This window comes from Bradyrhizobium sp. 142, assembly GCF_023074015.1.
In the GTDB taxonomy this organism is placed as follows: domain Bacteria; phylum Pseudomonadota; class Alphaproteobacteria; order Rhizobiales; family Xanthobacteraceae; genus Bradyrhizobium.
This window is the reverse complement of record NZ_JADPKQ010000502.1, coordinates 70,078-85,282: the sequence shown is the minus strand read 5'-3', so window position 1 is coordinate 85,282 and position 15,205 is coordinate 70,078. Positions and strand designations below refer to the sequence as shown.

At 63.2% G+C, this 15,205-nt stretch carries 10 protein-coding genes; 6 read left to right on the top strand and 4 right to left on the bottom strand.

What is annotated here, in order from left to right:
• Positions 1 to 208: 208 nt before the first annotated feature.
• Positions 209 to 4,069 carry a methionine synthase gene (metH, locus tag IVA82_RS45270; protein WP_247388174.1) on the bottom strand — a complete coding sequence of 1,287 codons (3,861 nt, stop codon included), beginning with the start codon at positions 4,067 to 4,069 and terminating at the stop codon, positions 209 to 211.
• A 6-nt stretch (positions 4,070 to 4,075) separates the two neighbouring features.
• The gene (metF, locus tag IVA82_RS45265; RefSeq protein ID WP_247388173.1) at positions 4,076 to 4,993 is read right to left on the bottom strand and encodes a methylenetetrahydrofolate reductase [NAD(P)H]; all 918 of its coding nucleotides are present in this window, start codon (positions 4,991 to 4,993) and stop codon (positions 4,076 to 4,078) included.
• Positions 4,994 to 5,380: 387 nt separating this feature from the next.
• Between metF and IVA82_RS45260 the strand changes: the two genes are divergently transcribed.
• Positions 5,381 to 6,397, top strand: a complete 1,017-nt coding sequence (locus IVA82_RS45260) for an LLM class flavin-dependent oxidoreductase (protein ID WP_247388172.1) — start codon at positions 5,381 to 5,383, stop codon at positions 6,395 to 6,397.
• 112 nt (positions 6,398 to 6,509) lie between these two features.
• On the opposite strand, the gene IVA82_RS45255 is transcribed toward IVA82_RS45260, so the two are convergent.
• On the bottom strand, positions 6,510 to 7,370 hold the full coding sequence (locus IVA82_RS45255) for a prephenate dehydratase (protein WP_247388171.1): 861 nt from the start codon (positions 7,368 to 7,370) through the stop codon (positions 6,510 to 6,512).
• 38 nt (positions 7,371 to 7,408) lie between these two features.
• A complete protein-coding gene (locus IVA82_RS45250) occupies positions 7,409 to 8,149 on the bottom strand; it encodes a 3-deoxy-manno-octulosonate cytidylyltransferase (RefSeq protein WP_247388170.1) in 741 nt (246 codons plus the stop codon).
• Between the two features lie 219 nt (positions 8,150 to 8,368).
• On the opposite strand from IVA82_RS45250, the gene IVA82_RS45245 reads away from it, so the two are divergent.
• The 5 genes from IVA82_RS45245 (at position 8,369) to IVA82_RS45225 (ending at position 15,202) form a co-directional block, all read left to right on the top strand.
• Positions 8,369 to 8,920, top strand: a complete 552-nt coding sequence (locus tag IVA82_RS45245; protein ID WP_247388168.1) for a cytochrome c family protein — start codon at positions 8,369 to 8,371, stop codon at positions 8,918 to 8,920.
• Between the two features lie 209 nt (positions 8,921 to 9,129).
• Positions 9,130 to 11,031, top strand: a complete 1,902-nt coding sequence (locus IVA82_RS45240; protein WP_247388166.1) for an extracellular solute-binding protein — start codon at positions 9,130 to 9,132, stop codon at positions 11,029 to 11,031.
• A gap of 14 nt (positions 11,032 to 11,045) precedes the next feature.
• Positions 11,046 to 12,914 carry an extracellular solute-binding protein gene (locus IVA82_RS45235; RefSeq protein ID WP_247388180.1) on the top strand — a complete coding sequence of 623 codons (1,869 nt, stop codon included), beginning with the start codon at positions 11,046 to 11,048 and terminating at the stop codon, positions 12,912 to 12,914.
• A gap of 3 nt (positions 12,915 to 12,917) precedes the next feature.
• Positions 12,918 to 14,024: a microcin C ABC transporter permease YejB gene (locus IVA82_RS45230; protein WP_148739071.1), complete on the top strand. Its 1,107-nt coding sequence runs from the start codon at positions 12,918 to 12,920 to the stop codon at positions 14,022 to 14,024.
• Positions 14,024 to 15,202: an ABC transporter permease gene (locus tag IVA82_RS45225; protein ID WP_247388165.1), complete on the top strand. Its 1,179-nt coding sequence runs from the start codon at positions 14,024 to 14,026 to the stop codon at positions 15,200 to 15,202. Before IVA82_RS45230 ends, IVA82_RS45225 begins: the two co-directional genes overlap by 1 nt.
• Positions 15,203 to 15,205 lie beyond the last annotated feature (3 nt).

The following is a 15,205-nucleotide window of genomic DNA, read 5'->3' as shown; positions in this document are numbered from 1 at the left end:
CCCCGCCGACTTCCTGCTCAATTTGATCGCCTATAACCTGATCCGCATTCCCAAACTGCTTGCCGCTTAGCCTCCCTGCCCCAGGGGGCACCCAACACCAGGCTAGAAAATTACATCCAACTCCAAAGCGCCGTCCCAACAACGACCGGCCAGAATACAAAAACCCTCCAGTTCAGGGGTTTTTCAGCAAACTGTTAGAGGCGAAAGCCTATCCCGCGCCTGCGCGCTTCTTCTGCCAGACCAGATGCACGGCGCAGGTGCAGCCCGGCGGATGCGAGGCAAGCTCCTTCGAGGTCTCGTCGTTCGCCGGCGTCGCCGCGAAAGCCTTGTCGGCAGCGCCTTGCTGCGCCGGAATGTAGTTCAGGATCGGCGCCAGCCAGCGCTCGGTTTCCGCGACGCTCATGCCCTTGCGTGCGGCATAGTCCTCGACCTGGTCGCGCTCGATCTTGCCGACACCGAAATAATAGCTCGCAGGGTGTGAGAAATAGAGCCCGGACACGCTGGAGCCCGGCCACATCGCAAAGCTCTCCGTCAGCTTCACGCCGGCGGTGGCTTCCGCGTCGAGCAGCTCGAACAGCGTCGCCTTCTCGGTGTGATCGGGCTGTGCGGGATAGCCGGGCGCGGGGCGGATGCCCTGGTATTTTTCCAGGATCAGTTCGTCGGTCGAGAGTGCCTCGTCCGGCGCATAGGCCCAGAACTCGCGGCGCACGCGGGCGTGCATGCGCTCGGCAAAAGCTTCGGCGAGGCGATCGGCCAGCGCCTTGCACAGGATCGAGGAGTAGTCGTCATTGGCTTTCCTGAAGCGGTCGGCGACCACATCCTCGCCGATGCCGGCGGTGACGACGAAGCCGCCGACATAGTCGGGCACACCCGTGTCAATTGGCGCGATGAAATCGGAGAGCGCGGCGTTGAAGCGGCCTTCGCGCTTCTCGAGCTGCTGGCGCAGCGTGTGCAGCGTCGCGATCGTCCTGGTCCGGCTTTCGTCGGCATAGAGCACGATGTCGTCGCCTTGCGCATTCGCCGGCCAGAAGCCGACGGTCGCGCGCGCCCTGAACCATTTTTCTTTGACGATCAGGTCGAGCATCTTGCGCGCATCGTCGTAGAGCGAACGCGCGACCTCGCCGACCTTGGCATCGTCGAGGATGGCGGGGAAGCGGCCGGCGAGCTCCCAGGTCTGGAAGAACGGCGTCCAGTCGATATAGGGCACGAGCTCGGCGAGGTCGTAATCGGCAAAGCTCCTGGTGCCGAGGAAGGTCGGCTTCACCGGCTTGTTTGTGGCAAAGTCGACCGGCACGCGATTAGCGCGGGCCGCAGCCAGCTTCAGCCGCTTCTTGTCGGCCTGCGCGCGGAAATGCGCATCGGAGATCTTTGCGTATTCGGCGCGCACGTCGGCGGCATAGGCCTCGCGCTTCTCGGGCGACAGCAGCGCGGAGGCGACGCCGACCGCCCGGCTGGCGTCGTTGACATGCACCACAGGCCCGGCGCGATAGCTCGGGTCGATCTTCACGGCGGTATGCACGCGGCTCGTGGTGGCGCCGCCGATCAGCAGCGGCAGCTTCAACCCTTCGCGCTGCAATTCGCCGGCGAAGAACGCCATCTCGTCGAGCGAGGGCGTGATCAGGCCGGACAGGCCGACGATGTCGGCCTTCTCCGCCTTCACGGTTTCGACGATCTTCGCGGCCGGCACCATCACGCCGAGGTCGATGACCTCGAAATTGTTGCACTGGAGCACGATGCCGACGATGTTCTTGCCGATGTCGTGGACGTCGCCCTTCACAGTCGCGAGCACGATCTTGCCGGCGGAGCTCGAACCTTCCGTGCCGATGCCGTTGGCGAGGTTGCGCGCCTTCTCCTCTTCCATGAATGGCATCAGCCAGGCCACCGCTTGCTTCATCACGCGTGCGGATTTGACGACCTGGGGCAGGAACATCTTGCCGTCGCCGAAGAGGTCGCCGACCACGTTCATGCCGGCCATCAGCGGTCCCTCGATCACGTCGAGCGGTCGTTTGGAGGCCTTGCGGGCTTCCTCGGTATCCACTTCGATGAACTCGGTGATGCCATGCACCAGCGCGTGGCTGAGCCGCTTCGCCACCGGCCATTCGCGCCAGGCGAGATCGGCCTCCTTGGTCTGGGTCTTGTTGCCGCGGAATTTTTCCGCGAGCGCCAGCAGCCGCTCGGACGCGCCGGGATCGCGGTTCAACACCACGTCCTCGCAAGTTTGGCGCAATTCGGGATCGATGTCGTCATAGACGATCATCTGTCCGGCATTGACGATGCCCATGTCCATGCCCGCCTTGATGGCATGATACAGGAACACCGAGTGCATGGCCTCGCGCACCGGCTCGTTGCCTCGGAACGAGAACGACAGATTGGAGACGCCGCCCGAGATATGCGCGCCCGGCAGGTTCTTGCGGATCCAGCGCGTCGCCTCGATGAAGTCGACGCCGTAATTGTTGTGCTCCTCGATGCCGGTCGCGATCGCAAAAATATTGGGATCGAAGATGATGTCTTCCGGCGGGAACCCGACGCGCTTCACCAGGATATCGTAGGCGCGCTTGCAGATCTCGGTCTTGCGCGTGAACGTATCGGCCTGTCCGACCTCGTCGAACGCCATCACCACGACAGCCGCACCGTGACGCCGGGCGATCTTCGCTTCGTGGATGAACTTCTCCTCGCCTTCCTTCATCGAGATCGAGTTCACCACCGGCTTGCCCTGAACACATTTCAGGCCCGCCTCGATCACCGAGAATTTGGAAGAGTCGACCATCACCGGCACGCGGGCGATGTCGGGCTCGGCGGCGACGAGGTTGAGGAAGGTCCGCATCGCGGCTTCCGAGTCCAGCAGACCCTCGTCCATGTTGACGTCGATGATCTGTGCGCCGTTCTCGACCTGGTCGCGGGCAACTTGCAGCGCGGCGGTGTAGTCGCCGGCGGTGATCAGCTTGCGGAAGCGCGCCGAACCCGTGACGTTGGTGCGCTCGCCGATATTCACGAAGGGGATCGCGTCCGTCAGAATGAAGGGCTCGAGGCCGGAGAGCCTCAAGCGAGGCTCGATCTCTGGCACGACGCGCGGCTTGTGCGGGGCAACCGCAGCGGCGATCGCCGCGATGTGGTCCGGCGTGGTGCCGCAGCAGCCGCCGACGATGTTGACGAGGCCATCGCGGGCAAACTCGCCGATCAGGCGGGCCATGTACTCCGGGGTCTCGTCGTACTGGCCAAACTCGTTGGGCAGGCCGGCATTGGGATAGGCGCACACCAGCGTATCGGCGACGCGGCCGATATCGGCGATATGGGCGCGCAGATCTTCGGCGCCGAGCGCGCAGTTGAAGCCGATGGTGACCGGCTTGGCGTGCCGCACCGAATGCCAGAATGCCTCCGGCATCTGTCCCGACAGCAGGCGGCCGGATTTGTCGGTGATGGTGCCGGACACCATCACCGGCACGTCGATGCCGCGTTCCTCGGTGATCTCGGCGATCGCATAGAGCGCCGCCTTGGCGTTCAAGGTGTCGAAGATGGTCTCGACCAGCAGCAGGTCGACGCCGCCGTCGATCAGGCCCCGGATCTGTTCGCCATAGGATTTGCGTAAGTCGTCGAAGGTCACGGCGCGGTAGCCGGGGTTGGAAACGTCCGGCGAGATCGAGGCGGTGCGGTTGGTCGGGCCGAGGGCGCCGGCGACGAAGCGCGGCTTGCCGTCCTCGGCCTCGACACGCCGGGCTGCGTTGCCGGCGAGACGGGCGCCTTCGCGCGCCATCTCATAGACGATGTCGGTGAGGTCGTAATCGGCCTGCGCGATCGAGGTCGTGGAGAACGTGTTGGTCGCGACGATGTCCGCGCCGGCGCGCAAATAGGCGGCGTGGATGTCCTCGATCGCCTGCGGCTGGGTCAGGATCAACAGATCGTTGTTGCCGCGCAGGTCGCGGTGGAAATCCTTGAAGCGCTCGCCGCGGAAGGCGGCTTCGTCGAACTGGAGGTTCTGGATCATCGTGCCCATGGCGCCGTCGAGCACCAGGATGCGGTCGCGGGCGGCGTCGAGCAGGGCGGTTCGCTTCGGAGAGATCGGTATGGTCATGTTGTCTTACGCAGCCTTCTGGGCGCTCTTGGCGCGAATGCCGAGCAAATGGCTGATCGCGAACACGAGGTCGGCGCGGTTCATGGTGTAGAAATGGAAGGTGTCGACGCCGTGCTTCGCCAGCTTGTGCACCTGGCCGGCGGCAACAGTGGCCGCGACCAGCTTGCGTGTGTCGGGATCGTCGTCGAGGCCGTCGAACTTCTCCGCAAGCCAGTCCGGCACGCTGGTGCCTGCGCGGGTGACGAAGGCTCTCGCCTGTTTGAAATTGTGCATAGGCATGATGCCCGGCACGATCGGAATGTTGATGCCGCGGCTACGAACGCGGTCGAGATAACGGAAGTAGAGGTCGTTATCGAAGAACACCTGCGTGATGGCGCGGGTCGCGCCGGCGTCGACCTTGGCCTTCAGCGTGTCGAGATCGGCGTCGAAGTCGCGGGCCTCGGGATGCTTCTCAGGGTAGGCCGAGACCGAAACCTCGATATCGCCATGCCGCTTCTTGATCCCCGCGACGAGCTCGGCCGAGCTCTGATAGCCGTCGGGATGGGCGGCGTAGGCCGTGCCGATACCGCCAGGCGGATCGCCGCGCAGGCCGACGATGTGGCGGACGCCGACCTCGTGATAGCGGTCGACGATCTCGTCGATCTCGCCGCGCGAGGCCCCGACGCAGGTGAGATGCGCGGCCGGCAAGAGCGCGGTTTCCTTCAGGATGCGAGAGATGGTCGAATGGGTACGCTCGCGGGTCGAGCCGCCGGCGCCATAGGTCACCGAGACGAAATTCGGATCGAGCGGAGCCAGCCGGTTGATGGTGTCCCAGAGATTGCGTTCCATGTCTTCGGTCTTGGGCGGAAAGAACTCGAAGGAGATCGCCGGCCGTTTCCCGGCGAGGTGCCCCTCGGCTTGGGCAGGCGTCGTCAAGTCGGTCATGGCACCACTCACTCCAGGGTCTTCTAGGCGGGCGTCGGTCAGGTCCAGTGGAAGAGACAAGATAGGACAAAGGCGAATGGCCCGACAGCCCATCGTGGTTGGGAAATAGCCCACTATTGCGAACGTATCTGTCTAATTGGCGGCGAGAAATGGAATCTGCGTGGGACTTTAGAATCACAATATTACGCATATATTTCAGTCTGTTGTCTGGTGCGTCAAGAGAATTGCTGGCAAAATAGGTGTTGGGCAGATAGAAAATCAATGGCGGCGTTATATTCCTGTCCCAACGGCAGCGACGGTGCCAGTGCACCCGACTCACGGCCAGCACACGCCAGCCCTGCTCCTCGCCCCATTGCAGCGCTGCCGCAGCGCGTTAGCTTACCCGCCATGCTCCCGCTCTCCGTCCTCGACCTCTCCGTCGTCACCACCGGCACGAAGCCTGCCGCGGCGCTGCGCAACAGCATCGATCTGGCGCGCCATGTCGATGGTCTCGGCTATGTCCGCTACTGGCTCGCCGAGCATCATAATCTGGCGTCCGTCGCGAGCCCGGCGCCCGACGTGATGATCGGACAGATCGCTGCGGTGACGACGCACATCCGCGTCGGCTCTGGCGGCGTGATGCTGCCCAACCACGCGCCGCTGGTGGTGGCCGAACGCTTCAAAATGCTGGAGGCCCTGTTTCCCGGTCGCATCGACCTCGGCCTCGGCCGCGCACCGGGGACCGACGGCGCCACGGCCTACGCGCTTCGCAGCCGGCTTGATCGCCGCGAGGGCGACGATTTCCTGGAGCGGCTGCACGAACTGATCCTGTGGCAGACCCGTGAATTTCCCTCGGGACACCCTTACAACAATGTTGTCGCGATGCCCGACGACACGCCGTTGCCGCCGATCTGGCTGCTCGGCTCCAGCGACTATTCGTCGGAATTGGCCGCGCAAGTCGGGATGGGCTTCGCCTTCGCCCATCATTTCGCGTCCCACGACGCGATCGATGCGATGGTGCATTACCGCAACCGTTTCCAGTCCTCGGCGTGGCGCGCGAGCCCGCAGGCGATCCTCGCCGTCGCCGTCATCACCGCTGACACTGATGACGAGGCTGAAAAACTCGCCGCCTCGTTCGACCTCAACCGCCTACGCCGCGACCGCGGCCAGTACCTGCCGCTGCCGAGCGTCGAGCAAGCGCTGGCTTATCCCTATACGGATGCCGAGCGCACCTCGATCCTGCGCAACCGCTCGCGCCTGTTCGTCGGCTCGCCTGCGACGGTACAGCAGAAGCTTCAGCCGCTGATCGATGCCAGCAAGCCCGACGAGCTGATGGTGATCACCGCCGTCTACGACCACGACGCGCGCAAGAAGTCGTATTCGCTGCTGGCGGAGGCGTTCGGGCTGGCGAAGCCAGCAGCATAATCGCTCTCGTGCCCCGGACGCGGCGCAGCGCCCTTCCGCGGTGCGCTGCTGAGCCAGGGCCCATCTTGGCTCCTGGGTCCCGGCTCGCGCTTCGCGCGTCCGGGACACGAGACTAGTCCTGCTGCGTTTCGTTGAACGTCGCGCGGAACGGGTGTCCCGGATACACGCCGACGATGCGGAATTCGCGCGAGAAGAATTTCAGCTCCTCGATCGCAAACGCCAGGCCCTTGTCCTCGGGATGGCCATCGACGTCGGCGTAAAACTGCGTGGCGAAGAAATTGCCGTCGACCATGTAGCTCTCGAGCTTGGTCATGTTGACGCCGTTGGTGGCAAAGCCGCCTAGCGCCTTGTAGAGCGCGGCAGGCAAATTGCGGACCCGGAATACAAAAGTCGTGACCAGCGGGCCGGCGCCCTGCGTCGCCCATTTGGGCTCGCGCGCCAGCACCACGAAGCGCGTGGTGTTGTGGGCCTCGTCCTCGATGTCATCGGCGAGAATGTCGAGGCCGTAGATTTTTGCAGCCAGACGCGAGGCGATCGCCGCGACCGTCTTGTCGTTGCGCTCGGAGATGTCTCGGGCGCTGCCGGCGGTGTCGGCGTGCACGATCGGCTTGATGCCGAGCTTGCGGATGATGCGCCGGCACTGGCCGAGCGCATGCACATGGCTCTCGACGCTCTTGATGTCCTCAAGCTTGGTCCCCTTCACCGCCATCAATTGATGGCGGACCGGCAGAAACCATTCGCCGATGATGAAGAGGCCGGAGGCCGGGAGCAGGTGATGGATATCGGCGACGCGGCCTGCGACCGAATTTTCGATCGGGATCATGCCAAGATCGGCCTCGCCCGACGAGATCGCCGATAGCGCGTCCTCGAAGGTGGCGCAGGGCATCGGGTCGGCGTCGGGATAGGCCTCGACGATGGCGATGTGGGAATTGGCTCCGGGCTCGCCCTGGAATGCGATTCTTCGCTTGCTCATGTCTTGAAGTGCTCCTGGGTCGGCCTTGTAACAGCCGCTCAGGATTTGGAAAGTATGCTGCGGGCGGTTTCGAGATCGGCCGGGGTGTCGACCCCGCGGGGGACGGTATCGACGATGGTGAAGTCGATCCGCATGCCGGCCTCCAGCGCGCGCAGCTGCTCCAGCTTCTCCTGCAATTCCAGCGGCGACGGCGGCAGCGAGACGAAGCGCTCCAGGGCCGCGCGGCGATAGGCATAGAGGCCGATATGGTGGTAGCGCGGTCCGTCGCCGGTGGGCGCCGTGGCGCGGGTGAAATAAAGCGCCCGCATGCGCTTGCCGCCGAGCGAGGTTCCAACCGCCTTGACGACGCTGGGAGCAAGGTCCTCCTCCTCGGTATGGATCTGCGAGGCCAGCGTGGCGATATCGACGGCCGGGTCGTCCAGCGGCGGCAGCACGTCGCGAATGTTGCCGGTCGTGATGGTCGGGAAATCGCCTTGGAGATTGACCACGATCTCGGCCTTGCCTGCGGGGTCGAGCTTCTGCATCGCTTCGTGGATGCGGTCCGAGCCGGACGGGTGCTCGGTGCGGGTCATCACGGCCTCGCCGCCATGGGCGGTCACGACCGCGGCGATCTCCGTCGTATCGGTTGCAACCGCAACCCGACCGATCCTGGCGGCCTCGGCGCGCCGCAGTACGTGCACGATCATCGGCAGGCCCGCGATATCGGCAAGCGGCTTGCCGGGCAGGCGGGTGGCCGCCATGCGAGCCGGGATCAGCACCAGGATGCGGGGATCGGTCATCGGTTCAAGGGCCTGGAAATGGAGCGTTTTCCGCGTTGAGAAATGGGGTGGGGATGGGGCGAAAGCCGGCTCGCTTATACGGGTTGCCAGACCCCGGGCAAACCGATATCTCAATGGCAAAACTCGGGGAAACAATAAGGAACGTTTGATTCTCCCGAGGCGCGTCCTGGCGGCCGCTTGGCCGCTCGATCCTTCTTGCGGTGTGGGGCCTGGCCGGAAATGGACTCTTTCGAACTCAATAAGATTCTCGGTGCCGTGCTCGGCACTTGTCTCGTTCTGCTGGTGACGAGCTTCACCGCCCAGGCGCTGTTCTCGCCAAAAATGCCGGAAAAGCCCGGCTTCGAGATTGCCGTGAAGGAAGAGGCGGGCGACAAGGGTGGCGCTGCGGCTGCCGCGCCGTCCGAGCCGATCGAAAAGCTGCTGCAGACCGCCTCGGTCGAGAAGGGTGCCTCCGCCGCCAAGAAGTGCGGCGCCTGCCACACTTTCGAGAAGGGTGGCCCGAATCGCGTCGGTCCCAACCTCTACGGCGTCGTCGGCGACCACGTCGGTGAGGGTCGCGGCGGCTTCAACTTTTCGGCCGCCATGAAGGCCAAGGGCGGCACTTGGGACTTCGATGCGCTCAACAAGTTCATTGCCAATCCCAAGGCGGCTGTCCCGGGCACCGCAATGGGCTTTGCCGGCATCCCGAAGGACAGCGAGCGCGCCGACGTTATCGCCTATCTGAACAGCCTTTCCGACAGCCCGAAGCCGCTGCCCACCGCAGCGAAGTAAGGCGTTTCGACTTCGATCTTGGTACGCGGCCGGGCTCATAAGCCCGGCCGTTTCAGCATTTGGGCCTCGCGGCGTTGTTATCGGGGCGTTTGGCCGCAGCGAACCGCCTCCCGGGCTTCCAAGATGAGGAAAAAGCAACATATTCGGTCGAAACCTCGCCTATATTGGGCACTTAAAGGGGTAACCTCCTTCAAGACAGGGACGTTGATTTGGCCATCACCCGACGCGACCTCTTGCTCACCGGCACTGCTGCCGCCGCACTTCCCGCCCTCGGTTCCGGGGTAGGCGTTCCCTTGATCGGTACGGCCGAGGCAGAGGCCGCGGGCGGGTTGCCATGGCGGCACGCGCTGTCGCTGTTCGGGAACGTCAAATACCCCGCCGGCTTCAAGCGGTTCGATTACGTCAATCCGGAAGCCCCCAAGGGCGGCGCAGCGCGCCAGATCGCCGTCGGTACGTTCGACAATTTCAACATCGTCGTCGCCGGCGTGAAGGGCGCGATCGCCGGGGCCGTCGGCTTCATCTATGAGTCCCTGCTGACGGCCTCGCTAGACGAAGTCTCGACGGAGTATGGCGCGCTCGCGGAGGCCGTGAGCCATCCCGACGATTTCTCCTTCGTGACCTATCGCCTGCGCGCCGAGGCCAAATGGCATGACGGCAAGCCGGTCACCGTCGACGACGTCATCTTCTCGCTCGACGCCTTCAAGAAGCACCACCCGATGTACTCGGCCTATTACAGCCACGTGGTCAGGGCCGAGAAGGTCGGCGACCGTGACGTCAAGTTCGTGTTCGACGCGCCGGGCAATCGCGAACTGCCGCAGATCGTGGGGCAGCTCACGATCCTGCCGAAGCACTGGTGGGAGGGCACCGACGCACAAGGGCGCAAGCGCGACGTCTCCGCCACCATGCTCGAAGTGCCGCTGGGCTCGGGTCCCTACCGGATCAAGGAATTCGTTGCCGGCCGTACTATCGCTCTCGAGCGCGTGAAGGACTATTGGGGGCGTGACTTCGCCGCCAATGTCGGACGCAACAATTTCGACGAGCTGCGCTACGAATACTTCCGGGACGCCACCGTCGCGATCGAGGCATTCAAGGCCGACCAGGTCGACTGGCGTACCGAGAACAGCGCCAAGAGCTGGGCGACTGCCTACGATTTCCCCGCCGTGGCCGACAAGCGTGTGATCCTGGAAGAGTTTGCCAACCGCAGCTCGGGCGTCATGCAGGCCTTCGTGCCGAACCTGCGCCGCGCCAAATTCAGGGATCCTCGCGTGCGTCGTGCGCTCAACTACGCGTTCGACTTCGAGGAAATGAACAAGCAGATCTTTTTCGGCCAGTACAAGCGCATCAGCAGCTATTTCGACGGCATCGACGAACTGATGGCGACTGGCCTGCCGCAGGGCAAGGAACTCGAAATCCTCGAAACAGTGCGCGCGGACGTGCCGCCCGAGGTCTTCACGACGGCTTACACCAATCCCGTCGGGGGCAGCCCGGAAGCGGTGCGTGACAATCTGCGCGAGGCGCTGCGCCTGCTGAAGGAGGCCGGCTACGAGGTGCGCGATCGCAAGCTGATCGAGGTCAAGACCGGGACCCAGCTCGCCTTCGAACTCCTGAGCGCGGATCCGAGCTTCGAAAGAATCGTGCTGTTCTACAAGCCGTCGCTCGAGCGCCTCGGCATTGCAGTCAGCGTGCGAACGGTCGATCCGACGCAATACGAGAACCGGCTTCGCGACTGGGACTTCGACATCATCACTAACTCCTGGGGCGAGTCGCAGTCTCCGGGCAATGAGCAGCGCGAATTCTGGGGCTCCAAGGCCGCCGACATGGCAGGTTCGCGCAACGTTGCCGGCATCAAGAATCCCGCCATCGACAAGCTGATCGAGCGGGTCATCTATGCCACCGACCGCGACGATCTCATCGCCGCCACCAAGGCGCTGGACCGCGTGCTGCTCTGGAATCACTACGTCGTGCCGCAGTGGAATTATCCCAAAGTACGCACCGCGCGCTGGGATCGGTTCGGCCGGCCGTCGGAATTGCCCAAATACGGCCAGTCCGGCTTCCCGTTCATCTGGTGGTACGACGCAGACAGGGCGGCGCGGATCGCGAAGAAGTCGTGAAGGACATTATCCGCATGGCGCAGCCCTCACGCCGGCACGTGCTCGGCCTCGGCATCGGCGCCGTGAGCGCGTCCTGCCTGCGCGGCGCGGTCGCATCGGAAATGCCGGCCGAAATGCACGGCATCTCGGCGTTCGGCGATCTGAAATATCCCGCCGACTTCCACCATTTCGACTATATCAACGTCGAGGCCCCGAAAGGCGGTACCTTCTCGCTGATCCCGTCGGTGCGCGCCTACAACCAGTCCTATTTCACGTTCAGCTCGCTCAACGCTTACATCCTGAAGGGCGAAGGCGCGCAAGGTATGGACATGACCTTTGCCCCGTTGATGGCGCGCGCCAATGACGAACCCGACGCAATGTACGGGGTCGCAGCCAAATCGGTACGTATCTCTCCGGACAAACTCACCTACACCTTCATGATACGGCAGGAGGCCCGTTTTCACGATGGCTCCAGGCTGACCGCGCACGACGTCGCCTTCTCGCTCAATTCCCTGAAAGAGAAAGGTCATCCTCTGATCGTCGTGCAGTTGCGCGATTTCGTGAAGGCCGAGGCGCTGGACGATGCGACGGTGACCGTGACGTTCGCGCCGGGACGCGCACGCGACGTGCCGCTCTATGTTGCTGGCCTCCCGATCTTCTCAAAGGCCTATTACGCAACGCGCCCCTTCGACGAATCCTCGCTCGATACGCCGTTGGGTTCTGGCCCGTACAAGGTCGGCAGGTTCGAGGTGAACCGCTACATCGAATATGAGCGCGTCAAGGATTGGTGGGGCGCCGATCTGCCGGTCTGCCGCGGCAGCTATAATTTCGATGCCGTCCGCTATGAATATTATCGCGACCGCGACGTCGCCTTCGAAGGTTTTACCGGCAAGTCCTATCTCTTTCGCGAGGAGCTCACCGCGCGCATCTGGGCAACCCGCTATGACTTTCCGGCGATCAAGGACGGCCGCGTCAAGCGCGAACAATTACCTGACGATACGCCCTCAGGCGCGCAAGGCTGGTTCATCAATCTGCGCCGGGACAAATTCAGGGATGCCCGGGTGCGGGAGGCCCTGATTTACGCCTTCGACTTCGAATGGACCAACAAGGCCATCATGTACGGCGCCTACGCACGTACGCAATCGCCGTTCCAGAATTCGGACATGATGGTGTCCGGGCCGCCTTCGCCTGAGGAGCTTGCGCTGCTCGAGCCATTCCGGGGCCAGGTGCCGGACGAGGTGTTCGGAATGCCCTTTGTGCCGCCGGTGTCGGACGGATCGGGGCAGGATCGCAGCCTGCTGCGCAAGGCCGGCGAACTGCTCAATGAAGCCGGCTATGTCATCAAGGACCGCAAGCGCGTGCTGCCCAATGGCGAACCTTTCACCATCGAATTCCTGAACGACGAGCAATCGATCCAGCCGCACCACGGGCCCTACCTCAAGAATTTGGCGACGCTTGGTATCGATGCCACGTTTCGCCTGGTCGACGCCGTGCAATACCGTGCGCGATTGGAGGATTTCGACTTCGATATGACCATCGAGCGCTTCTCCATGTCGGCTACCCCGGGCGACAACATGCGGGCGTTCTTTTCCTCCCACGCTGCCAAGACCAAGGGCTCATACAATCTTGCGGGTATCTCAAGCCCGGTGATCGACGCGCTGATCGACAAGATCATTGGCGCCCAAACCAGGACGGAACTGACCACCGCTTGCCGGGCTTTCGATCGTGTCTTTCGTGCCGGACGTTACTGGGTGCCGCAATGGTACGCCAACTTCCACCGCGTGGCCTATTGGGATCAGTTCAGCCATCCCGAGAAGCCGCCGAAATATGCGCAAGGGGTCGGCGCACCCGAAAACTGGTGGTTCGACGCGGCCAAGGCCGCCAAGCTCGAGCAGGCGAAGTAGTTCATGAGCGCCTATATCGCCCGCCGCATCCTCCTGATGATCCCGACTCTGCTCGGGATACTCTTCGTCTCCTTCGTGGTGGTGCAATTCGCGCCCGGCGGCCCGGTCGAGCGCGTGATCGCGCAGCTCTCCGGCGCCGACACCGGCGGCAGCTCGCGCATTTCGGGCGGCGGCGATTTTGCGCAGCGCGCGCCGGGGCAGCTCGGCGCCGGCGACGCCATCAACTCGAAATATCGCGGCGCGCAGGGGCTCGACCCCGACTTCATCAAGAAGCTGGAGGTGCAGTTCGGCTTCGACAAGCCGGCGCCGGAGCGCTTCGCGATGATGGTCTGGAATTTCGCCCGCTTCGATTTCGGCAAGAGCTATTTTCGCGACGTCAGCGTACTCCAGCTCATCAAGGAAAAGCTGCCGGTCTCGATCTCGCTCGGCATCTGGCTGACGCTTCTGACCTACCTGATCTCGATTCCGCTCGGAATCCGCAAGGCGGTGAAGGACGGTACGCGTTTCGACACTTGGACGTCGAGCGTGCTCGTGCTCGGCTATGCTATACCCGGCTTCCTGTTCGCGATCCTCCTGATCATCCTGTTTGCCGGCGGCTCGTTCTTCAACTGGTTTCCGCTGCGCGGGCTGACATCGGACGGCTGGTCGCAATTTCCCTGGTACTGGAAGATCATCGATTACTTCTGGCATTTGACGCTGCCGCTGATCGCCATGGGGCTCGGCGCGTTCACCACCATGACATTCCTGACCAAGAACTCGTTTCTGGACGAAATCCGCAAGCAATATGTGATGACCGCGCGCGCTAAGGGCTGTAGCGAGGGCCGGGTGCTCTATGGCCACGTCTTCCGCAACGCCATGCTGATCGTCATCGCGGGCTTCCCCAGCACCTTCATTCACGCCTTCTTCTCTGGCTCGCTTCTGATCGAGACCATCTTCTCGCTGGACGGGCTGGGATTGCTCAGTTTCGAGAGCGTGCTCAACCGTGACTATCCCGTTGTTTTCGGCACGCTTTATATCTTTTCGCTCGTCGGTCTCGTGGTCAACCTCATCTCCGACCTGACCTACATGTGGATCGACCCGCGGATCGATTTCGAGGCGCGGGAGGTCTGATGACGCTGGCCGCCCCGACCCCGATCGAAACCGCCACGAAGTCGCCGCTCGGCCAAATCGTGCCGATCACGGGGAAGCCGTTCGCACCGTCGCCGCTCAACAGGCGGCGCTGGGAGAATTTCAAGGCCAACCGGCGCGGCTATTGGTCGTTCTGGCTCTTCATGATGCTGTTTGTGATGTCGCTGTTTGCCGAGCTGATCGCCAACGACCGGCCGTTCCTGATCAAATATGACGGGCATCTCTACTGGCCGGCCTTCATCACCTACTCGGAGACGACGTTCGGCGGCGATTTCGAGACCGCGGCCGACTATCGCGATCCCTATTTGCAAAAGTTGATCAGGGACAAGGCCGGCAGCATCGTCTGGCCGCTGATTCGCTACTCCTACGACACCCACAATCTCGATCTGCCGACGCCGGCGCCGTCGCCGCCGACCTGGATGTTGACGGAAGCGCAGTGCAAGGCCGTCGTCGAGAAGAAGGGCCTCAAGAGCTGCCGCGATCTTGAATACAACTGGCTCGGCACCGACGATCAGGGCCGCGACGTGGTGGCGCGCCTGATCTACGGTTTCCGCATCTCGGTGCTGTTCGGCCTCTGCTTGACCATCATCTCCTCCGTCATCGGCATCGCCGCCGGCGCGGTGCAGGGCTATTTCGGCGGCCGGGTCGATCTCATATTCCAGCGCTTCATCGAGATCTGGACTGCGATACCTTCGCTCTATCTGCTGCTGATCCTGTCATCGGTGCTGGTGCCCGGCTTCTTCGTGCTTCTCGGCATCCTGCTGCTGTTTTCCTGGGTATCGCTGGTCGGACTCGTGCGCGCGGAATTCTTGCGCGGGCGCAATTTCGAGTACATCCAGGCGGCGCGGGCGCTCGGCGTTTCGAACGCCGTGATCATGTTCAGGCATCTGCTGCCGAACGCGATGGTCGCGACCATGACGTTCCTGCCGTTCATCGTGTCGAGCTCGGTGATGACGCTGACAGCACTGGACTTTCTCGGCTTCGGCCTGCCGCCCGGCTCGCCCTCGCTCGGCGAGCTGCTGTCACAGGGCAAGTCGAACGTGCAGGCGCCGTGGCTCGGCTTCTCCGGCTTCTTCTCGGTCGCGATCATGCTGTCGCTACTCATATTCACCGGCGAAGCAGTGCGCGACGCCTTCGATCCGCGCAAGACGTTCAGGTAGAAG

Coding starts and splice junctions, on each gene's coding strand:
- metF (WP_247388173.1), bottom strand. CDS start 4,993: ATGACCGACTTGACGACGCCTGCCCAAGCCGAGGGGCACCTCGCCGGG.
- IVA82_RS45235 (WP_247388180.1), top strand. CDS start 11,046: ATGGCGCAGCCCTCACGCCGGCACGTGCTCGGCCTCGGCATCGGCGCC.
- IVA82_RS45250 (WP_247388170.1), bottom strand. CDS start 8,149: ATGACCGATCCCCGCATCCTGGTGCTGATCCCGGCTCGCATGGCGGCC.
- IVA82_RS45245 (WP_247388168.1), top strand. CDS start 8,369: ATGGACTCTTTCGAACTCAATAAGATTCTCGGTGCCGTGCTCGGCACT.
- IVA82_RS45225 (WP_247388165.1), top strand. CDS start 14,024: ATGACGCTGGCCGCCCCGACCCCGATCGAAACCGCCACGAAGTCGCCG.
- IVA82_RS45260 (WP_247388172.1), top strand. CDS start 5,381: ATGCTCCCGCTCTCCGTCCTCGACCTCTCCGTCGTCACCACCGGCACG.
- IVA82_RS45230 (WP_148739071.1), top strand. CDS start 12,918: ATGAGCGCCTATATCGCCCGCCGCATCCTCCTGATGATCCCGACTCTG.
- metH (WP_247388174.1), bottom strand. CDS start 4,069: ATGACCATACCGATCTCTCCGAAGCGAACCGCCCTGCTCGACGCCGCC.
- IVA82_RS45255 (WP_247388171.1), bottom strand. CDS start 7,370: ATGAGCAAGCGAAGAATCGCATTCCAGGGCGAGCCCGGAGCCAATTCC.